The following is an 18,177-nucleotide window of genomic DNA, read 5'->3' as shown; positions in this document are numbered from 1 at the left end:
TCGCGCGGGATCTTGCCGCCCGCGTCCAGCACATCGGGATGCCGATCCATGGCGCGGGCGATGACGGGAGAAAAAGGTTGGGAACCGACTGGGTCCCTCTCCGCCATCATCCGGCTACCCGGGTGATCTGTTGAACCGGGACCAGGGTGAGCGGGCGCTTGCCGGGTCGTTTCAGGTTTTGATGGAAACGGCTTGCCGCGGCGGTTGAGGTTGGATTGCGCCGGATTCCGGGAACGAGCCCCGGAATGACATTGGTGATTTTGGCCGATACCCGCCCAATGCCGCTTGCCACCCCGGGATTCATTGCCGGGCCCAGACCGAACCCGCCGCAATCGCGGGAACCTCGACGATTCCGTCAACACTGATCTGCGCTAGGACAGCGCGCCGATCACCGCCTCGATGCGTTTTTTCATGGTCGCGGCATCGAAGGGCTTGATGATGTAGTTGTTGACCCCGCACTCGATGGCTTCCTTGACCTGCTCCTTGTCCGAGCGGCCCGTCGCCATGATGAAGGGCATCGATTGCGTGCGTGGGTGCTTGCGCACGACCTTGAGCAGCGTAAGCCCGTCGACATCATCCATGTTCCAGTCGGAAATGATGAGATCGACATTGGTCTTTTCGAGCTTGGTCAGGGCATCGCGGCCCGATTTGGCTTCGATGATGTCCTTGAACCCCAACTGGGTCAGGATGTATTTACAGATGCCCCGCATGGACTGCTGGTCATCGACGATGAGAACGCTGACAGCGCTGGCCTTTGGCATGGCTTCCCCGGTCAAGTTACGCCCCGATGCGCCGAACCCCGTTCCGCACCGGCAGGCGTTCGGTATCACTCCTGCGGCCGCCCCGATTGCTCCCGGACTGGCCCGTTATAAAAAACTCTAGGCAACAAGCGTTACGAATCCCTCAACCGGACACCGCAATTTACGCAACCGCCTTGAGTTTCAAAAGCGCTGCCACGAGCCGGCCGGCAATTTTCTCGATCGCGGCTTCTTCGACCACCGCGCCGATTTCGGCGGCCACCTTGGGCATGCCATAGATCAGTGCCGAACCCCTGGCCTGCCCGATGGTAAAGGCGCCCGCCTCGCGCATCAGCTTGAGTCCCTGGGCGCCATCGCGCCCCATTCCGGTAAGGATAGCGCCCACCGCCATCGGCCCCACGACCTTTGCGACCGAGCCGAACAGCACATCGACGCTCGGCCGGTGCCCCGATGTCGCCTCGTCATGGGTGACACGGCATTTGAGCTGGCCGGAGCTTTTCTCAACACGCAGGTGATTGTCTCCCGGCGCGATATAGGCCGTACCCGCCTCGAGCGGCATGCGGTCGGTCGCCTCGACCACCCGTATCGGCAACAGATCGTTGAGCCGGTGGGCGAACCGGGCGGTAAAGCCCTTGGGCATGTGCTGGGCGATGACGATGGGCGGACAATCGGCGGGAATGGCCGAAAGGACCTGCCGGATCGCCTCGACGCCCCCCGTCGATGCTCCGATGGCGACGAGCGCCCCCTTGGGGGCGGCGGCGGTCTTTAAAGGCAGGTCGGGTGCGGCGGCGCGCATGGCGCGGCCCTTGACGTCCGAGGCTGCCGCAAAACGCACCTTTTCGCGCAAGGTCGCCCCGAACGCATCGAGCCCGCCGGAAAGATCGCGTCCGGGCTTGGCGACGAAATCGACCGCGCCCAGTTCGAGCGCCAGCATCGTCTCGCTGGCCCCCCGTGTCGTCAGCGTTGAAACCATCACCACGGGCATGGGGCGCAGGCGCATGATCTTTTGCAGGAACGCCAGCCCGTTCATGTTGGGCATTTCGATATCGAGGGTCACGACCTCGGGGTTGAGGGCCTTGATCTTTTCGCGCGCATCGAGCGGGTCGTGGGCGGTGCCCACCACCTCGATGTCGCCATCCTGGGCCAGCGTCCTGCTCAGAACCTCCCTTATGAGCGCGCTGTCATCGACCACCAGCACCTTTATCATGCCGCATCCCTTGCGTCTGAAACCGCCTTGCGTTGATAGACCGTCTTGCCCACTAGCCTGAATCCCGAGGACACCGCCTGCAGGTTCTCGGAGTGCCCAATATAAAGAAAGCCGCCCGGCGCCAGCACTTGTCCCAGCCGGTTGAACAGCACCCCTTGCGTTGGCTTGTCGAAATAGATCGCCACGTTCCGGCAAAAGATCGCATCGAACGGTCCCTTGACCGGCCATGGCCCGATGAGGTTGAGCAGCTTGAACGCGATCGTCTGGCGCGCCGCCGCCGGGATGCGGATCGTATCGGGCCCCGCCTTTTCAAACAGCGCCACGCGCTCGCGCGACAGCCCGTTAAGCTCGCTCACCGGATAGACCCCGGTGGCCGCCTTGGCGACGACATTGGAATCGATGTCGGTGGCAAGGATGCGGAAATCCCAGCGTTTAAGCTCGGGAAACGCATCGAGGAGGCACAGCGCGATCGTATAGGGTTCCTGCCCCGTCGAGCACCCCGCAGACCATATCCGCAGCCGCGGACGCCCGCCGCGCACGCGGGGCCGGTTTTCCATCAGTTCGCCGACATGGGCGACCAGATGGTCGAAATGGTGATCCTCGCGGAAAAACCGCGTGAGGTTGGTTGTGAGCGCATTGACGAAATTCTGGTCGTCATCGGCGTTTCCCCGCGCCTCGAGATAGTCGACATAGGCGCTGAACCCGGTAAGGCCGAGTGCGCGCACAAGCTTGGAGAGGCGGGAAATGACGAGGGTGCGCTTGGCGTCCGACAGCGAAATCCCCGCGATCCTGTAAACGCGCTCGCGGATGCGCGAAAACTCCTTGTCGCTGAGTGGAAATTCCCCGTACTCCATCGCCCCCGCCTTTCTTTTCACCGGCGGCGGGCGATGCCCCCCTCCAGCATGTCATTACCGGATCCATTGTCCGAGAGCGCATCGTTCTGGCGTCTGGCGCGGTCCATCAGCGTTTCAAGCTCGGTTCCTGCCCGCTCGAGCGCCGTACCGCCCTCGCCGAGCGCGCCATCCATCCTTGCCGTTTCATCTCTTAAAATCAGTAAATGGGCATCGATATCGCCCAGCGCCGAGATGAGCGCATCGGCCTCGGCCGCCCCAACTTCCGCTTCGCCCATGCTTTTGGTGACAAGTTGGCGGATGGTCTTTGAGGATTTGGCCGAGGCTTGCGCCAGTTCGCGCACCTCGGCGGCGACCACCGCGAACCCTGCGCCCTTGTCCCCGGCCCGCGCCGCCTCGACCGCAGCGTTAAGCGCCAAAAGGTTGGTGCGGAACGATACATCCTCGATCCCCGCCATCAACTGGTCGATCTCGCGCGCCAGGGTCTCGACCGCCACGGCGCTTTGGCCGGCGCGTCGGGCCGCTTCGCCCGCCGCCTCCGCGTACCCCGTCATGCCGTCCCTTGTTTCCCCGATCCGCCGGGCGCTCCGGCGCCCGCCCGCGAAAGCCTCCTGGGCGGTATCGGAGGAAAGCCGCGCCGCTTCCGCACCCGCGACCAGTTCGCGCGCGCTCGTACGGCACATCTCGACCAGGCTGCCGATCCGTTCGAGCCGGGCCCGCGCCCTAAGGTTGGCCTCCGCCGCATCGTCGCGCGCCGCCGCCAGCCCCATGATGGTCCGCGCCAGCGCCGTCACCTGCGGGGCAAGCCCGCCATTGGCGGGGATGATCTCGGCCTCCCCGCCATCGCGGGCCAGCGCATCCATCGCAAGAACGCTCCGGTCGAGCGCCTCGAACCCGGCATTGACCGCCTCGAGCTCGGGATTGCCCGCAACCGCCACAGGCGGGAACCGGAACCCGGTCGCCCCGCCCGCCAGAGCCTCGGTCATTTCATGCCAATGGCCGTCCCCGATGACGACACCCGGACGCTCGAGCCCGATCAGCCAGCGCTCGCTACCCAACGGCACTGAAACCGCCCGCCAGTCATGGCCCGCGAACCGCACCGTGGCGCTGGCCGGGCCGTCGAGCCGGGGCACCTCGCCACCCAGGAGGGCGGCAACGGTTTGCATTTCGGCGCATTCGGGCGCGCGCGCCGCAACCCCTGCGCTCATCTTGACGATGGTGCCATCCTTTTGCCCGATGATGGCGGGCTGGCCGGCCTGCTCGAACGCCGTCTGATAGACATGGGCGCGCTCGAGCCGAGCGCACAGATTTGCGATGATCTCGCCCACATAGGCGATCTCGCTGCCCGTCCCCATGGACGCAATGCCCGCCGCCTCGCCCAGCGCCGACAATTGCGCGCGCTGGTTCCGATCGGCCCGCAACGCCACAACCCACGCCCCCAGCGCGATCACCAGCGCTCCGGCAATGAGAGCGCCGATCAGGCCCACGGAAGGCGGCAAAAAGATAAGCGCGTACCCGCCCAGCCCGCAAAAGCCCAGCCAGGAGGGAAGGAGCAGCAAAACCAGCCGCGTGCGGCGCATAGGCAAGGCCCTGGATCGAGGGAGCCGGAATCAGTTTCCCCGATCCTATGGCGGCATGGTTAACGCTTTGTGAGCGCCCACGCCGCCCGATAAGGACTTGATAACCTTTGCTGCGGTCAGAAAAGCTCGATCTCTGCGGCGGCCGGCTTGATGATCTGGCGCTTGGCGATGGCCAGTTCGTCCCTTACCAGATGCACGCTGTCGCGGCTGTCGAGGCGCTTGACCAGCGCCCGGCCGGTGGTCGGCTGGAACATCACGCGCCGCGCGAAATTGCCCCCCATGTCCTCGCTGGAGATGACGTAGTTTTCCTCGCGCAGAAATTCGCGGACAAACTCGATGTTCTTCAGTCCCACATCGTTGATCCCTGGATGGATGTTGCCACCCCCGAAAATCTTGAACTCGAGATTGGATTTCCGCCCCGTCCCGCGCGAAAGGATCATGTTGATGAGCTGTTCCATGGCGAACGCGCCATAGCGCGCCGATTGCCCGAACCGGTCCCTGGACGAGCCCGATTGCACGGCGAGCAGGAAATGATTCATCCCCCCGACCCCGGCCACCCGGTCGCGGATGCAGGCCGAGATACACGATCCCAGCACGGTGGAAAATGTGGTCCCCGGCTTGCCCGAGACCAGACAGTCACCCTGATGGACACTGGAGACCGTTCCGCGCGAAAAATCGGCTGGAAGCGATGCTGACGACATATGCTTTTTGTATCCCGGCTTTGAGGCCAATCCCTGTTGACGCAAATCCTTGTCGATTAACCTTGCCGATTTGCTAACCGGGCGGGATCGAACGGATTTATGAGCGATTATTTCCGCCTTTTGCCCCGCCAGCGCCCCAGCCCAGAGAGCGTGAAGCGCAAATTTCCAATCGCGTTAGGGCTTTTCTAACCCCGCACGGGCAAGTGTCCATCGAGGCATTTACGGTAAACATCGGTTTAGAACTTTGCCGTTACCATCGGCATCGGTATGAATCAGGAGTATGTCGAATGGGGCTGCACAAGCTGGCCAGAGAGCTGGAAGAAACCGCGCGCCAGACCGCCGAGATGGTGGACGGGATCACGGCCAGCCTTCTGACGCTGGGCGACACCTCGATCGACTGCAACGCCGCCCGCTCCACCGCCATCCGCCAGATCGTCATCGCGCTCCAGATGCAGGACCGCATCGAGCAGCGCTGCCGCAACATGGCCGAAGCCGCCCGCAAGATGGCGGATCTGCACGAAGGGGTCGACAAGGTCTCCTCGGAAGGCGTCTGGTCGTCCCTGACGCTCGACGAATTGCGCGACGAATCCCTTTCCGGCATAGCCGCCCGCACCAATTCGGGCGAAGTCGAGTTCTTCTAGAATGTTTCCAGAATAAGCGAGAACCATTTATTCGGTTCGGAAACACGAAAAATCAAAGACTTAAAGCGTTTTTCCTTCAGCCACCTCCGGCAGTTCCTCAACCGGCCGGGCCTTGCGCCGCCGGAACATCGCATAGACCATCCATCCCACCAGTAGCGCGCTGCACGCAAAGAAAGCGGCGGCAATCGGCCTTTGCATCAGGGCCAGATAATCCCCGCCGGTCAGAATGAGCGCCCTGCGGAATTGGGCCTCGATCATCGGCCCGAGAATAAACCCGATAAGCAGCGGTGCCGGTTCGAGGTCGAGCAGTTTCATGCCGTATCCGACCAGGCCGAAGATGATGACCAGCCAGACATCGAAAACGCTGTTCGAGATTGAATAGACACCGATGCAGATCATGCACAGGATGATGGGATAAAGCAGCCTGTAGGGGATTTGCAGCAGTTTGACCCACAATCCGATCAGGGGAATGTTGAGCACAAGCAGCAGGACATTGCCGATCCAGAAGCTGGCGACCAGCCCCCAGAACAGTTCGGGATGATCGCCCATGAGGCGGGGGCCGGGCTGGATGCCGTGGATCATGAGCGCGCCCAGCATGATCGCCATCGTCGCCGATCCCGGAATACCGAGGGCCAGCGTGGGCACGAACGAGGTCTGCACCGCGGCATTGTTCGCCGATTCAGGTGCTGCGACGCCCTCTACCGCGCCATTGCCGAACCGCTCCGGCTGACGCGCGATGCGCTTTTCGATCGCATAGGCCATGAAGGCGGAGATGGTTGGCCCGGTGCCGGGCAATGGCCCGAAAAAGCTGCCGACACCGAAACCGCGCAGGATCGGCATGATCGATGCCTTCATGTCCTTCCGGTCCGGGATCATGGAGCGGAGCGTGATGCGTCCGGCCTCGGTTACCGACTTTATCTTGCCGACCGAGGCGATGACCTCCGACATGCCGAACAGACCCATGGCAACAACAACCAGCGGGATGCCGTCGAACAGTTCAAAGAACCCGTAGGTGAACCGGCGCTCGCCTGAATTGATGTCGATACCCGCCAAGCCAAGGCATACCCCGAGCAGCACCATCACCACCGATTTGACTGGCTTGCCACGCCCGATGGTTCCTGCCGCGATCAGGCCGAGAAGCATGGCGGCGAAATATTCGGCAGCACCGAACGAAAGTGCAAGACTCACGAGCGCCGGCGCCAGCGCCATGAGCACCGCAATGCCCAGTGTCCCGCCGATAAACGACCCCACCGACGTAATGAACAAGGCCGGACCGGCCTTGCCCTGACGCGTCATGGGATAGCCGTCGATGCAGGTGACCGCATTGGAGGCCGTTCCCGGCAAATTGAGCAGGATCGATGCGGTCGACCCGCCATATTCGGCGCCGTAATAAATACCCGCCAGCAGGATCAGCGCACTGATCGGATCGAGATAAAACGAGACGGGCAGCAAGAGGGCGACAGCCGTCAGCCCGCCAATGCCGGGCAACACCCCGACAAATGTGCCAAGGAACACGCCTGCAAAACAATAGGCGAGATTTTCGAGCGAAAGCGCGGTTGGAAAACCGATCGAGAAGAGATCCATCAGAAATCCAGTGCAAAGGCGGGCAGCGGAATGCGCAGGCCAAGAACAAAAACGACCCACATGCCCAGCGCGACACCGACGGCAAGCGCTGTGGTTGGCAGTGGACGGGATTCGGGATCCCCGATGGCGGAAAGCCCGACCAGCAGGCACACCGCCGGAACCAGGCCGAGTACCCTCAGCGAGAGTGCGAAGCCGATCATGCCCGCCGTAACGGCAACAAGCGGGCGCCAGGCGATCCCGGGAAGCGGGTCGGCATAGCGAAGGGAGGCGACAGCCATTGCAAGGCCGAGAACCACCATCGCCACACCGGCGATGACCAGCACATAGCCCGGCCCCATTCGCGCAGCGTTCCCGATACCGAAACCCGCCGCCGAATAGGCCACATAGCCGCCGGTCAGCGCGATCAGCGCGCCACCCCATAAATCCTTGTGATTGAGCTCAATCATTGCCGTCTGTCTTTTGGATGCGGCCCGAACCGCTACGGCCCGGGCCGGAAGGATTATTCCTCGGCTTCCGCGATAGCCGCCAGTTCGAGCCACATGCTGACATCGGCATTGACCCAGTCCCGATATTCATCGGGCAGCATCGGTGCGGGCGCGGCACCTTGATTGGCGAGCGCTTCAACGACTGCCGGATCGGCCATCGCATCGGTTACGGCGGTGTTGATGGCCTCAAGCAGACCCGGCTCGACCCCGGTCGGCGCATAAAGCCCGAACCAGCCGATCGCCGAAAACCCTGCGACGCCACCTTCGGCGACTGTCGGAAGATCGGGATGCAGCGCAGAGCGCTCTTCGCTCGTTACGGCCAGCGCGATCAGTGCGCCATCCTCCGCATGCGGCAGGACCGATGAGGGCGGGGCGAACATGAGCTTGATGTCGCCGCCCAGAAGGGCCGGAACGGCTTCACCGGTGCCCGAATAGGGCACATGGCGCAGTTCCACACCGGCAAGCTGCTCGAAGAGCACGCCGGTCAGATGTGAGGCCGAGCCGATACCCGAGGACCCGAACGGGATGGCGTCCGGATCGGACTTGGCGAGCGCAACGAGTTCCTCGATCGATTCGACGCCCAGCGAGGGATGGACTGCAACGACATAGGGATCGGCGGAAAGCTGGGTGACCGGCGTCAGAACCTCCTGGATCTGGAAAGCGCCGCTATCCATGCCCATGCCTTCGCGGGCCAGGGACAGGATCGAGCCGGTCGATCCCATGATCAGCGTATAGCCGTCAGGCGCTTCGCGCATGGCCGAAAGCGTTCCCACAAGCCCCGATGCACCGGGCTGATTCTGGATAACCACCGGCTCGCTCCAGCCTTCGGCCACCTTGTTGAAAACGATGCGGCCGATCGTGTCCGTGCCGCCACCCGGGGGGAAGGGGATTACGACGTTGACGGGCTGGGCGGGATAGTCTTGCGCAAGAACCGCTCCGCCCCCGGTCAGAACAATGCCGGCTGCCACGATACTCGCGGCAAGAAATGAACTTCTGGTCATGATATTCCTCCTTTATACGACTGGACTGAAAATGTCAGATGACGTGCGTGCGCAGCGTCATGAACCCTTCGAGTGTGACCTCGACGGCATCGCCGGGTTTCAAAAACAGCTCGGCGGCATTGGGTTGGCCGAAGGCAGTGCCTTCCTGGCACCCGGTTGCCATGACATCGCCGGGTTCGAGCGGGATGTAGCGTGAGAAATGTTCGATGATCGTCGGGATCGAATGGATCTGGTCACGGGTTGAAAAACGCAGCCGCTTTTCTCCGTTCACCGCGCATGAAATCCAGATATCGGACAGGTCCGGAACCTCGTCGAGCGTTACGACATAAGGCCCCAAAGGTCCAAAACCGGGCATATTCTTGGCGGTCCAGAACCGTGTGCCGGTCTCCACCTCGCGCTTCTGGATTTCGCGCGCCGTCATATCGTTGAAAGCGGTGATCCCCAGGACATGCCCAAGCGCCTGATCGGCCGAAACGCCACTGGCGCGCTTCCCGATGATAAAGGCAAGTTCGGGTTCGTAGTCGAAAGTTGTGATGCCTTCGGGACGGCGGACATACCCCCTGTGCGGCGCGATGACAGCGTTGAGCTTGATAAAGCCGGTCGGTTCGTCGGGCATTTCCCGTATCAGACCGTTGCGCTCAAGCTCGGCCAGATGGGCGCGATAATTCTTGCCAATGGCGAGGAATTTCGAAGGGTCTGGCACCGGAGGCAGGAAGATCGCTGTCTCTTCCGCGATGGTCACCTTGGAAGTGTCGTGGCCGGCCTCGCGGATCGATTCGACCGCAGCCACCACCGCGCGGACCGCCCTCAATCCTTCATCACCCCGCTCCGCGAGCGCCTTGATCGAAACGGCCGGAGCAAGGCCCAGAGCGAAAAGCCTGTCAGCGGCCCCGACATCGAGCAGCAGGCCATCGCCGATCAATACGGCGAGCACCGGCGTGCTATCCGCGCCGCGCGCAATCAGGGCAAGTCTCATAGATATCCTCCGGCAAAATTGGGCGACCAATAGCATGGCCTGCACGCCTGAATTTGGCCTTACCCGTCGATTTCGCCAAATACTGCACATGTTGGGCGACCATTCAAGCCAAATTTTGCCATAATGGGCGCCCATTATGGCACGAGCCCTTGCAAATCCGTGCAAATGCCGGCAAATTGGGCGCTCATTGAATGGATCTGAATGCGGGGTCCAACCGCCGATATGCTGCAAAAAGCCGAAGACGCCGTCAGGGCCTATATTGTGGGCGCGATTACGCGTGGAGACTTCAGGCCCGAAAACCGCCTGCCGCCCGAACGCGCTCTTGCCGAGGAAATCGGGGTATCGCGCGCGGCGGTGCGTCAGGCTCTGACCGTTCTCGAAGCCGAAAATCGCATTCATCGCCATGTCGGGCGCGGCACTTTCGTAAGCGCACCGGGGATTGAACCCTCTCATCAGGCGAGGCGCCCGGTGATCGACACAAGCCCCTCCAAGCTGCTCGAAGCGCGCAATGTGCTGGAGGTCCGGCTGGCCGAGCTTGTGGTTCTGAACGCCACCGAAAAGGATTTGCGCGCGATCCGCGATGCAGCCGAGGCGATGGAAGGGATTTCCGATGCCCGCGATTTCGAGCGCGCCGACGCCGCCTTCCACCGGGCTATCGCCTATGCGTGCCACAACGACCTGCTGATCGGTGCCTATGATCTGATCGAGGCCGCACGCGAAGACCCCGAATGGATCAAGCTCAAGATTTCAAAGAACCAGCACGCCGAAAAGCGCAAGGACGATGTGAGGCGCGAACATGCCCGGCTCGTTGAGGCGTTTGAGGCGCGGGATCGCGACGAGGCCGCCGGGGCCATGCAATCGCATCTTCAAGCCGTCCGCATCAATCTGCTCGGTTTCTGAGACGCCATGAAACAACCCGCCGGGGTGCCGGCGGGCTTTGAAGGATTTGTGATTTGCGCGCCCGTCAGGCGTCGGGCTTGGCCCCGGCGACCACCGCGTGCAGGTCGATCAGTCCGACCATGCGGCTTTCGTGGGTGACGATGCCGTTCAAGAGTTCGGTATCGATCGAATTGCCTTCCGGCACGTTGTGGATGTCGTCCCTGGAAACGGTGAGGATGTCCGAGACCGCATCGACGAGGATGCCGATCCATTTGTCGCCCACGCTCATTACCACGACGACATGGTTCTTGGTGGGCTGGGTCTGCCCGTCCCCGAACCGGGCGCGAAGATCGAAGATCGGCACGATGGTGCCGCGCAGGTTGATCACCCCGCGCACATATTCGCGCGTGTTGGGAAGCGGGGTCGCCCCGTTCCAGGCGCGGATTTCCCGCACGGTGGTGATTTCGACGCCGTAGATCTGCTCATCGATGGAAAAGGCGATGAGCTGGAGCGTGTTCTGGCTGACACCGGCTGTACCGTCGCCATATTCGTCACGAATCTCGAGAGCTTCCATGTCCCTAAAACCCCGTTGCGCGGCCCTCATGCCGCATTCTGATGCGCGTTGCTCGTCTTCAAGCTTTGCACATCAACAATCAACGCAACGTTACCGTCGCCCAGGATTGTGCCGCCGGCTATGCCGTCGATGCGCTCGAAGTTTTCTTCGAGCGATTTGATGACAACCTGCTGCTGGCCGATGATGTCGTCGACCACCAGCGCGATCTTGGAATTGCCCTCGGCTTCGCACAGGACCACGAACCGGTCGGCATCGTCCTGCTCGGACCCGAGCTCGAACCGGCGCGCCAGATCGACCACCTGCACATATTCGCCGCGCACCTGCAGCACTTTGCCGCCCGAAGGCATGTGCCCGAAATCGGCCCGCGAGTTCTGGATGGTCTCGACGATCGAGGAGAGCGGAACGACGTAAGGGGAACCGGCGACCCGCACCAGCATGACGTCGAGCACCGCCAGCGTCAGCGGCAGGCGCAGCGTCATACGCGTCCCCTTGCCGGTCCAGGAGCGCACATGCACCGACCCGCCGATCTTCTTGATGTTGGAGAGCACCACGTCCATGCCCACGCCCCGGCCCGAAATGTCGGACACTTCCGAGGCGGTCGAAAAGCCGGGCGCAAAGATGAGGTTGTCGATCTGCTCGTCGGTCAGTTGCTGGTCGGGCCCGACAACGCCACGCTCGCGCGCCAGATCGAGCACCCGGTCGCGATCGATGCCCTGCCCGTCATCCTCGACGACGATGAGAATATTGCCCCCCGCCTGCTCGGCGGAAAGCCTGATGGTGCCGGTTTCGGGCTTGCCGCGCGCCAGGCGCTCCTCGCTGGTTTCGATGCCGTGATCGGCCGAATTGCGCACCATATGGGTCAGCGGATCGGACAGTTGCTCGATCACCGTCTTGTCGATTTCGGTGTTCTCGCCGATGGTTTCGAGCCTGATCTTCTTGCCCGTCTTGCCCGCCAGTTCGCGCACCAGCCGCGGCAGGCGCGAAAAGACCGACTTGACCGGCTGGGCGCGGATGGCCATCACCGCATCCTGCAAGCCGCGCGTCGTCTGCGCCAGAACCTCGATGCCCCGCACCAGTTCCTGGTAACGGTCGCGGATCGCATCGTCCATCTGCTGGGTGAGCATGGACTGGGTGATGACCAGTTCGCCCACCATGTTGACCACGCGGTCGACCTTGTCGAGATCGACGCGGATCGACTGCATGCCCGGCACCTTGCCGGCGCCCGTTCCGTCCTCGGCATCACGCGGCGCGGCGCCCGCGCTTTCAGCCGCCGCGCCTGGCGCTGGCGCGCTCGCGGCCAGCGAAATGGCAGGCGCTATGCGAACGGCGGGCTCCGCGTCGGGTTCGCCCGTCGGCACGAATTTGCGTTCGGCCTTGGCCGCCTCGGCCAGTTCGGCAAAGCTGGGAAGATCGTCCCCCGATGCGGGCTCGTCCTCCACCAGGGCCTCGAGCCGGGTCACCGCTATGGCGCAATCCCCGTCGACGAACTCGAACACCTCGCGGATCGCGTCCTCGCTCGCCTTGTCCGAAGCCAGTTCGATCGACCAGGAACAATAGACCCCGAACGGGTCGAACCCGGCCAGATCGGGCAGGGCCTCGAGCTTGGCGGTAACGGTCGTCCGGCCCAGAAGCGCCAGTTCGCGGAACAGCAGCAACGGATCGTTGGCGCGTTCGTAAAGCGTGGGGTAGGGCGCAAAATCGATCAGCCAGCGCGTCGCGCCACCGGCGGAGGGTGCCGCCGCGGAAAGCGGCGTATCGGTGTCGAGATCGACGCTAACGGGGGTAAAATCGATATCGAATTCCTCGTCGAGGTCATCGGTGGCACCTGGCGCATCGCCGCCGGTTTCCGCCGCCTCACCGCGCGCCAGCGCATCAAAGCTCGCTTTTTCGGTCGCGCCATATTCGGCTGGCAGCACCTCGCCGGTACGGGCGGCATTGACGAAATCGGCGACCAGATCGACCGAACGGATGCACAGCACCACCACCTCTTCGGTCAACTCCACCCGCCCGTCACGCACGTAATCGAGCAGCGTCTCGAAACTGTGGGCAAAGCGCACCAGCGCATCGAACCCGAACGCTCCGCCCCCGCCCTTGATCGAATGGATGGCGCGGAACACGGCGTTGAGCCGGTCGGCGTCGCGATCCCCATCCTGAATGGCCATGAACTGCTCTTCGAGTTCGAGCAGCAGTTCGGAACATTCGTCGAAATATGTGGCCTTGAATTCGTCGAGGTCGCTCATTTTCGCCTAAACCTGACCCACTGAAACCTGTTGCACGTCCGCTAGTGGACGACCTTGTTGATGACCGAGATGAGTTTTTCCGGATCGAAAGGCTTGACGATCCAGCCCGTCCCACCCGCCGCCCGGCCCTGATCACGCTTGTCCTGGCTGGTTTCGGTCGTGAGGATAAGGATGGGCAGGCTCTGGTGCTTGCCGGTGGCGCGCACCTGCCTGATGAATTCGATCCCGTCCATCACCGGCATGTTGATGTCGGTGATGACCACGTCGACCTCCTCGTTCTTGAGGACATCGAGCCCGATCTGCCCGTTTTCCGCCTGCAGAACCTCGAAACCCGCATTGGTGAGGGTGTGATGAAGCATGGCGAGAATGGTGCGGGAATCATCGACTGTGAGGATACGCATTTTGAGATTTACCCTTTGAGAACAGGCGCAAAGACCGGCATGAGGCCGAGCTTTTCAATCGAACCAACCATGATGTCGCTGGCCCCCGAGATCGAGAAGGCATTTCCCGACCGTCTGGCGGTTTCAACGGCACTCAGGAGCATGAACAGCCCGTTTGTCGAAACGCGCTCGACCGTCCCCGCCGCCACATCGACCGGCCCTGTTTGCAGCGCCTCGATCAGCGTTTCGCGCACCTCGTCGATCGCATCCAGATCAACGACGCGCGGCAGAACCACCGGCTGGGCTTCGGACTTCGACATCTGACGGCAGGCCCCCTGATTCGGCGCGCGCCCATGGCAGGCGCGCAGCCAGACACTGTTCGGAGCGTTCGTCCCGGCTTGTTCGATGCAAAAGGGTTCCGCTCCAACCGGACGCAGTTTTGTCCATGAAGCGTTTAAGAACTCCTAACCATAAGCGCGCGCCAGGGACGATGGGAATCCAGAACCCGCTCGAGCGCATCGCTGCCGACCTCGGCCATCGTTGCCGGCGACCATCTCGGCGCGCGATCCTTGTCGACCAGTACCGCCCGCACCCCCTCGGCAAAATCGGACCGCCCGGCCATGAAAGCGGCAAGCTCTGTATCCATGGCGAGGATAGCCGGCACCGAGCGCAGCCGCCGCGCCAGCCGGTGACTCTGGGCGATGGCTTCAAGACTGGTGGGGCAATGCGCCGCCATTGCCTGATAAAGCGCAGAGGCCGCCGGATCACCCTCCCCGGCCAGCGAAGCGAGATTGGCAAGGATATCGGCGGCGGACTGGCCCTCAAAGGCCAGCCGCAACGTATCGGCCGCGGCACAGAACCCAGCCGCCTCCTGATCGAGGGCCACCCCGCCGATGATCGCCGCGATCGCCGTATCGGGATCGGCGGCGAGCGCCGCCTCGATTACCCGGCCGCGAAGCGTGCCCAGTTCCGCCTCGGGCACCACCGCATCGGCAAGCCCGAGCGCCACGGCGTCCGCCGCCTCCACCTGCATCCCGCTCAAGAGAAACGCCAGCGCGCGGTGTTCGGCGGTCTGGTAGAGGATGGCGTTGACCCCCACGTCGCAGAAGAACCCGATGGCCGCCTCGGGCATCGCGAACCGGCTGGCCGGGGTAGCGATGCGGTAGCGCGCATGGCTCGAAAGCCCGATCCCGCCCCCCATGACGAAACCGTGCTGGAAGGCGACGATGGGCTTTTTATAGGTCGCGATCAGCCCGTTCATGCGGTATTCGAGCGTAAAATAGGCCCGCGCCGCCTCGCTGCGCCCCGAAAGCACCATGTCGCGCACCGCGCGCACGTCCCCGCCCGCGCAAAGACCCTTTTCGCCCCGTCCCTCGACGAGGACGAGCGTGACGTTCGGATCGTCCGCCCACCGGGCAAGCGCCGCCGAGATCGCCGCGATCATTTCACCCGTAAGCGCATTGATCGCCTTTTCGCGGTTGAGGGTGATGATGCCCGCCCGCCCTTCTGTCCCGATCCCAACCTCTGTGGTCATTTCCGCTCCCCGCATGCCGTAGTTTTGCCTTCATACTGCACGGCGGGCGGACAAATTGAAGCGCTTTGACGCCTCCAGCATTTCCATCGGCGGCGAAAATGCTCTAATGCTCACCGCGCTTCCGCCAAAAACCGATAAAACAACAAGATGCCATCCATCCCCACATTCCAGATCGCCCGCACGGGCATCGCCCGCGACCTCGAAGCCCGCGCCGAAACCGGAAAGCCGATCCGCCTCGGCATCATCGGGTCCGGCGAGATGGGCACCGACCTCGTGACCCAGACCATGCTGATGAAGGGTATCGAGATCGCCGCGATCTCGACCCGCCGCCCCCACACCGCCATGGCCGCCATGGACATCGCCTATGGCGAGGGCGAGGGAAAGGCCCACGCCAGCGAGGTCGAAAACCGGGCCGCGATGAGCCGGGCGATCGATGCGGGAAAAATCGCGGTTACCTCCGATACCGAACTGATGGTCACCGCCCCCGAGATCGACGTGGTGATCGATGCGACCGGCAAGCCCGGTGTTGCCGCCGATTTCGATCATCTGGCCATGGAACACGGCAAGCACGTGGTGATGATGAATGTCGAGGCCGACGTCACCATCGGCGCCTGGCTCAAGAAGGAAGCCGACCGGCTGGGGGTCGTCTATAGCGTGGGGGCGGGGGACGAACCCTCGTCCTGCATGGAGCTGATCGAGTTCGCGACCGCGCTCGAACTCGAGGTGGTCGCGGCGGGCAAGGGCAAGAACAACCCCTTCAACCCCGACGCGGTGCCCGCCGACTACATCGAAGAGGCCACCCGGCGAAACATGAACCCGCGCATGCTGGTCGAGTTCGTCGATGGCTCCAAGACCATGGTCGAGATGGCCGCGATCGCCAACGCCACGGGGCTTGTCCCCGACAAGCCCGGCATGCACGGGCCCGACGCAAGCCGCGACATGTTGCCCAAGGTCTTGATCCCCAGGGAGGATGGGGGCCTGCTCTCGCGCTCGGGCGTTGTCGATTATACCGTCGGCAAGGGGGTCGCACCCGGCGTCTTCGTCATCGCCCGGGCCCATCACCCCCGCATCATCGAGCGGCTCGATGACCTCCACATCGGCAAGGGCCCCTATTACGGCTTTTACCGCCCCTACCATCTCACCAGCCTTGAGGTACCGCTGACCGCGGCGCGCATCATGCTTTACGGGCGCCCCGACATGGTGCCGCTCGCAAACCCGGTCGCCGAGGTCTGCGCCATCGCCAAGCGCGACCTGCCCGCCGGAACCCCGCTCGATGCCATCGGGGAAACCTGCTACCGCTCCTGGACGATGACCGTCGCCGACGCCCGCGCGGCCGGAGCCATCCCCGTGGGCCTGCTCGAAGGCGGTGTCACCACCGCCCCGCTCAGGAAGGGCCAATTGCTGACCACCACCAACGCGACCCCCGACAGGACGACGAAACTTTTCCGCCTGCGCGAAAAGCAGGACCGGATGCTGGCCGGCCAGTAGGCGCGTGATCGTGTCCGAAACACTGGCCGCGCCCGAACAGTTGCTATAACTTGACTTCCAATGGAGGGGGACGCGCGGTTGCGTGGGTGATTCGTGTGCCTGTCCGCGCAAGAGTTGAGGAACCATCCGCGAGATCATGACGTCCGGGACCGCCGACCCCGCGCCAGCGCGGCTCGATATAGACCGAACCGGCCAAACCGCCACGCTGAGACTGTCCGGCCGCTGGACGGGCGATGAAGCGCGCGGTCTCGAACGTGCGCTTGCCGATTTTTCGCGCCAGACCCCTGCGCCCTCGCGCCTGACGTTCGAGCTTTCCGGCCTCGATGAACTCGATACCGCCGGCGCCTGGCTTGTGGTCGCCGCCCAGAACGCCGCCGCGGCCTCGGGGTCCGAAATCGCCATCACCGGCGGCAAGCCGGCCCATCTGGAGCTGCTCAAGCGCGTCGCCGCAAACCGGCCCGCGCCCGATGCCGGGCGGGCAAAGCCCCTGCCCCTGCTGATCCGTCCGTTTGATGCCCTCGGCCGTGCCATCGTCGAAGCCCTCGCCGATACCGTCCGGCTCGCAGCGGTTCTGGGGCAGATCCTTGCCGCGTTGGGAGCGACGCTCGTGGGGCGCGGCGCCTTCCGGTTCACCGCCTTCGTCAACCAGTTCGACCTCATCGTCTTTCGCTCGGTGCCCATCGTCGTGCTCATCTCGCTGGTGGTCGGCGCCATCATCACCCAGCAGACCATCCTCCAACTCGCCAATTTCGGCGTGGCGGTCTATGTGGTCGATCTCGCCGCCATCCTGATGCTGCGCGAGGTGGGCCTGCTGCTCGCCGCGATCATGGTCGCAGGGCGCTCGGGCTCGGCGATCACCGCCGAGATCGGCTCGATGCGCATGCGCGAGGAGATCGACGCCCTCTCGGTGATGGGGGTCGATCCCTACCGCGCGCTGGTCCTGCCGCGCATGGCCGCGCTGGTGCTCGGCATGCCGCTTCTGGCCTTCATCGCGTCGCTGGCGGGACTCGCCGGAGCCGCCATCGTCGCCCGCGTCTATGGGGACATCCCGCTCGGGATCTTTTTTGACCGCCTGCAGGACGCGCTCTCGATGCAGAGCCTTCTGGTGGGGATGATCAAGGCCCCCTTCATGGCCTTCATCATCGGGCTGGTCGCGATCAACGAGGGGTTCAAGGTCAAGGGCAGCGCGGAATCGCTGGGCCGCCGCACCACCGCCTCTGTGGTGCGCGCCATATTCCTCGTCATCGTCGTGGACGGTCTGTTCGCGGTGTTCTTTGCTGCGATCGGGTATTGACGCC

18 protein-coding genes are annotated in these 18,177 nt (G+C 63.4%); 4 read left to right on the top strand and 14 right to left on the bottom strand.

Annotated features, from left to right (window positions below; translation table 11 throughout):
• Positions 1–371 precede the first annotated feature (371 nt).
• From DQG18_RS02715 to DQG18_RS02695, 5 genes are all read right to left on the bottom strand, one after another.
• Complete coding sequence (locus DQG18_RS02715) at positions 372–761, bottom strand: response regulator (RefSeq protein WP_116652663.1); 390 nt, start codon at positions 759–761, stop codon at positions 372–374.
• Between the two features lie 160 nt (positions 762–921).
• On the bottom strand, positions 922–1,965 hold the full coding sequence (locus DQG18_RS02710; protein WP_116652662.1) for a protein-glutamate methylesterase/protein-glutamine glutaminase: 1,044 nt from the start codon (positions 1,963–1,965) through the stop codon (positions 922–924).
• Positions 1,962–2,819: a CheR family methyltransferase gene (locus DQG18_RS02705; protein WP_116652661.1), complete on the bottom strand. Its 858-nt coding sequence runs from the start codon at positions 2,817–2,819 to the stop codon at positions 1,962–1,964. Before DQG18_RS02705 ends, DQG18_RS02710 begins: the two co-directional genes overlap by 4 nt.
• A 17-nt stretch (positions 2,820–2,836) precedes the next feature.
• Positions 2,837–4,396 carry a methyl-accepting chemotaxis protein gene (locus DQG18_RS02700; RefSeq protein ID WP_116652660.1) on the bottom strand — a complete coding sequence of 520 codons (1,560 nt, stop codon included), beginning with the start codon at positions 4,394–4,396 and terminating at the stop codon, positions 2,837–2,839.
• Between the two features lie 116 nt (positions 4,397–4,512).
• Positions 4,513–5,097 (bottom strand): chemotaxis protein CheD, encoded by a 585-nt coding sequence (locus DQG18_RS02695; RefSeq protein WP_116652659.1) that lies wholly within the window; start codon positions 5,095–5,097, stop codon positions 4,513–4,515.
• A 287-nt stretch (positions 5,098–5,384) separates the two neighbouring features.
• On the opposite strand from DQG18_RS02695, the gene DQG18_RS02690 reads away from it, so the two are divergent.
• Complete coding sequence (locus DQG18_RS02690) at positions 5,385–5,738, top strand: hypothetical protein (RefSeq protein WP_116652658.1); 354 nt, start codon at positions 5,385–5,387, stop codon at positions 5,736–5,738.
• 60 nt (positions 5,739–5,798) lie between these two features.
• Here the strand turns inward: DQG18_RS02690 and DQG18_RS02685 are convergent, their stop codons facing one another.
• Genes DQG18_RS02685 through DQG18_RS02670 form a run of 4 tightly spaced genes read right to left on the bottom strand, consistent with a single transcriptional unit; the run spans position 5,799 to position 9,784 of the window.
• On the bottom strand, positions 5,799–7,322 hold the full coding sequence (locus DQG18_RS02685) for a tripartite tricarboxylate transporter permease (protein ID WP_116652657.1): 1,524 nt from the start codon (positions 7,320–7,322) through the stop codon (positions 5,799–5,801).
• Entirely contained in the window at positions 7,322–7,768 is a 447-nt protein-coding gene (locus DQG18_RS02680; RefSeq protein WP_116652656.1) for a tripartite tricarboxylate transporter TctB family protein, read from the bottom strand. The genes DQG18_RS02685 and DQG18_RS02680 overlap by 1 nt, the downstream gene beginning before the upstream one ends.
• 53 nt (positions 7,769–7,821) lie before the next feature.
• Positions 7,822–8,808, bottom strand: coding sequence for a Bug family tripartite tricarboxylate transporter substrate binding protein (locus tag DQG18_RS02675; RefSeq protein WP_116652655.1), 987 nt, complete (start codon positions 8,806–8,808; stop codon positions 7,822–7,824).
• Positions 8,809–8,842: 34 nt separating this feature from the next.
• Positions 8,843–9,784, bottom strand: a complete 942-nt coding sequence (locus DQG18_RS02670; RefSeq protein ID WP_157969969.1) for a fumarylacetoacetate hydrolase family protein — start codon at positions 9,782–9,784, stop codon at positions 8,843–8,845.
• A 201-nt stretch (positions 9,785–9,985) separates the two neighbouring features.
• Between DQG18_RS02670 and DQG18_RS02665 the strand changes: the two genes are divergently transcribed.
• Complete coding sequence (locus DQG18_RS02665; protein WP_116652653.1) at positions 9,986–10,684, top strand: FadR/GntR family transcriptional regulator; 699 nt, start codon at positions 9,986–9,988, stop codon at positions 10,682–10,684.
• Between the two features lie 64 nt (positions 10,685–10,748).
• Here DQG18_RS02665 and DQG18_RS02660 read toward each other — a convergent pair whose 3' ends face one another.
• From DQG18_RS02660 to DQG18_RS02640, 5 genes are all read right to left on the bottom strand, one after another.
• Positions 10,749–11,237 (bottom strand): chemotaxis protein CheW, encoded by a 489-nt coding sequence (locus DQG18_RS02660; RefSeq protein WP_116652652.1) that lies wholly within the window; start codon positions 11,235–11,237, stop codon positions 10,749–10,751.
• 26 nt (positions 11,238–11,263) lie between these two features.
• Complete coding sequence (locus tag DQG18_RS02655) at positions 11,264–13,477, bottom strand: chemotaxis protein CheA (RefSeq protein ID WP_116652651.1); 2,214 nt, start codon at positions 13,475–13,477, stop codon at positions 11,264–11,266.
• A gap of 41 nt (positions 13,478–13,518) precedes the next feature.
• A complete protein-coding gene (locus DQG18_RS02650; protein WP_116652650.1) occupies positions 13,519–13,878 on the bottom strand; it encodes a response regulator in 360 nt (119 codons plus the stop codon).
• An 8-nt stretch (positions 13,879–13,886) separates the two neighbouring features.
• A complete protein-coding gene (locus DQG18_RS02645) occupies positions 13,887–14,177 on the bottom strand; it encodes an STAS domain-containing protein (protein WP_116652649.1) in 291 nt (96 codons plus the stop codon).
• 134 nt (positions 14,178–14,311) lie between these two features.
• Entirely contained in the window at positions 14,312–15,391 is a 1,080-nt protein-coding gene (locus DQG18_RS02640) for an enoyl-CoA hydratase/isomerase family protein (protein ID WP_157969968.1), read from the bottom strand.
• A gap of 147 nt (positions 15,392–15,538) precedes the next feature.
• Here DQG18_RS02640 and DQG18_RS02635 point away from each other — a divergent pair, with 147 nt between their 5' ends.
• Together DQG18_RS02635 and DQG18_RS02630 are read left to right on the top strand one after the other, a co-directional pair.
• Positions 15,539–16,879, top strand: coding sequence for an NAD(P)H-dependent oxidoreductase (locus tag DQG18_RS02635; RefSeq protein ID WP_116652647.1), 1,341 nt, complete (start codon positions 15,539–15,541; stop codon positions 16,877–16,879).
• 136 nt (positions 16,880–17,015) lie between these two features.
• Entirely contained in the window at positions 17,016–18,173 is a 1,158-nt protein-coding gene (locus DQG18_RS02630; RefSeq protein WP_116652646.1) for an ABC transporter permease, read from the top strand.
• The last annotated feature ends 4 nt before the right edge of the window (positions 18,174–18,177 follow it).

The organism is Pelagibacterium sediminicola (assembly GCF_003390885.1).
In the GTDB taxonomy this organism is placed as follows: Bacteria; Pseudomonadota; Alphaproteobacteria; order Rhizobiales; family Devosiaceae; genus Pelagibacterium; species Pelagibacterium sediminicola.
Note: the sequence above shows the minus strand (reverse complement) of the source record. Positions and strands in the feature narration are given on the sequence as shown.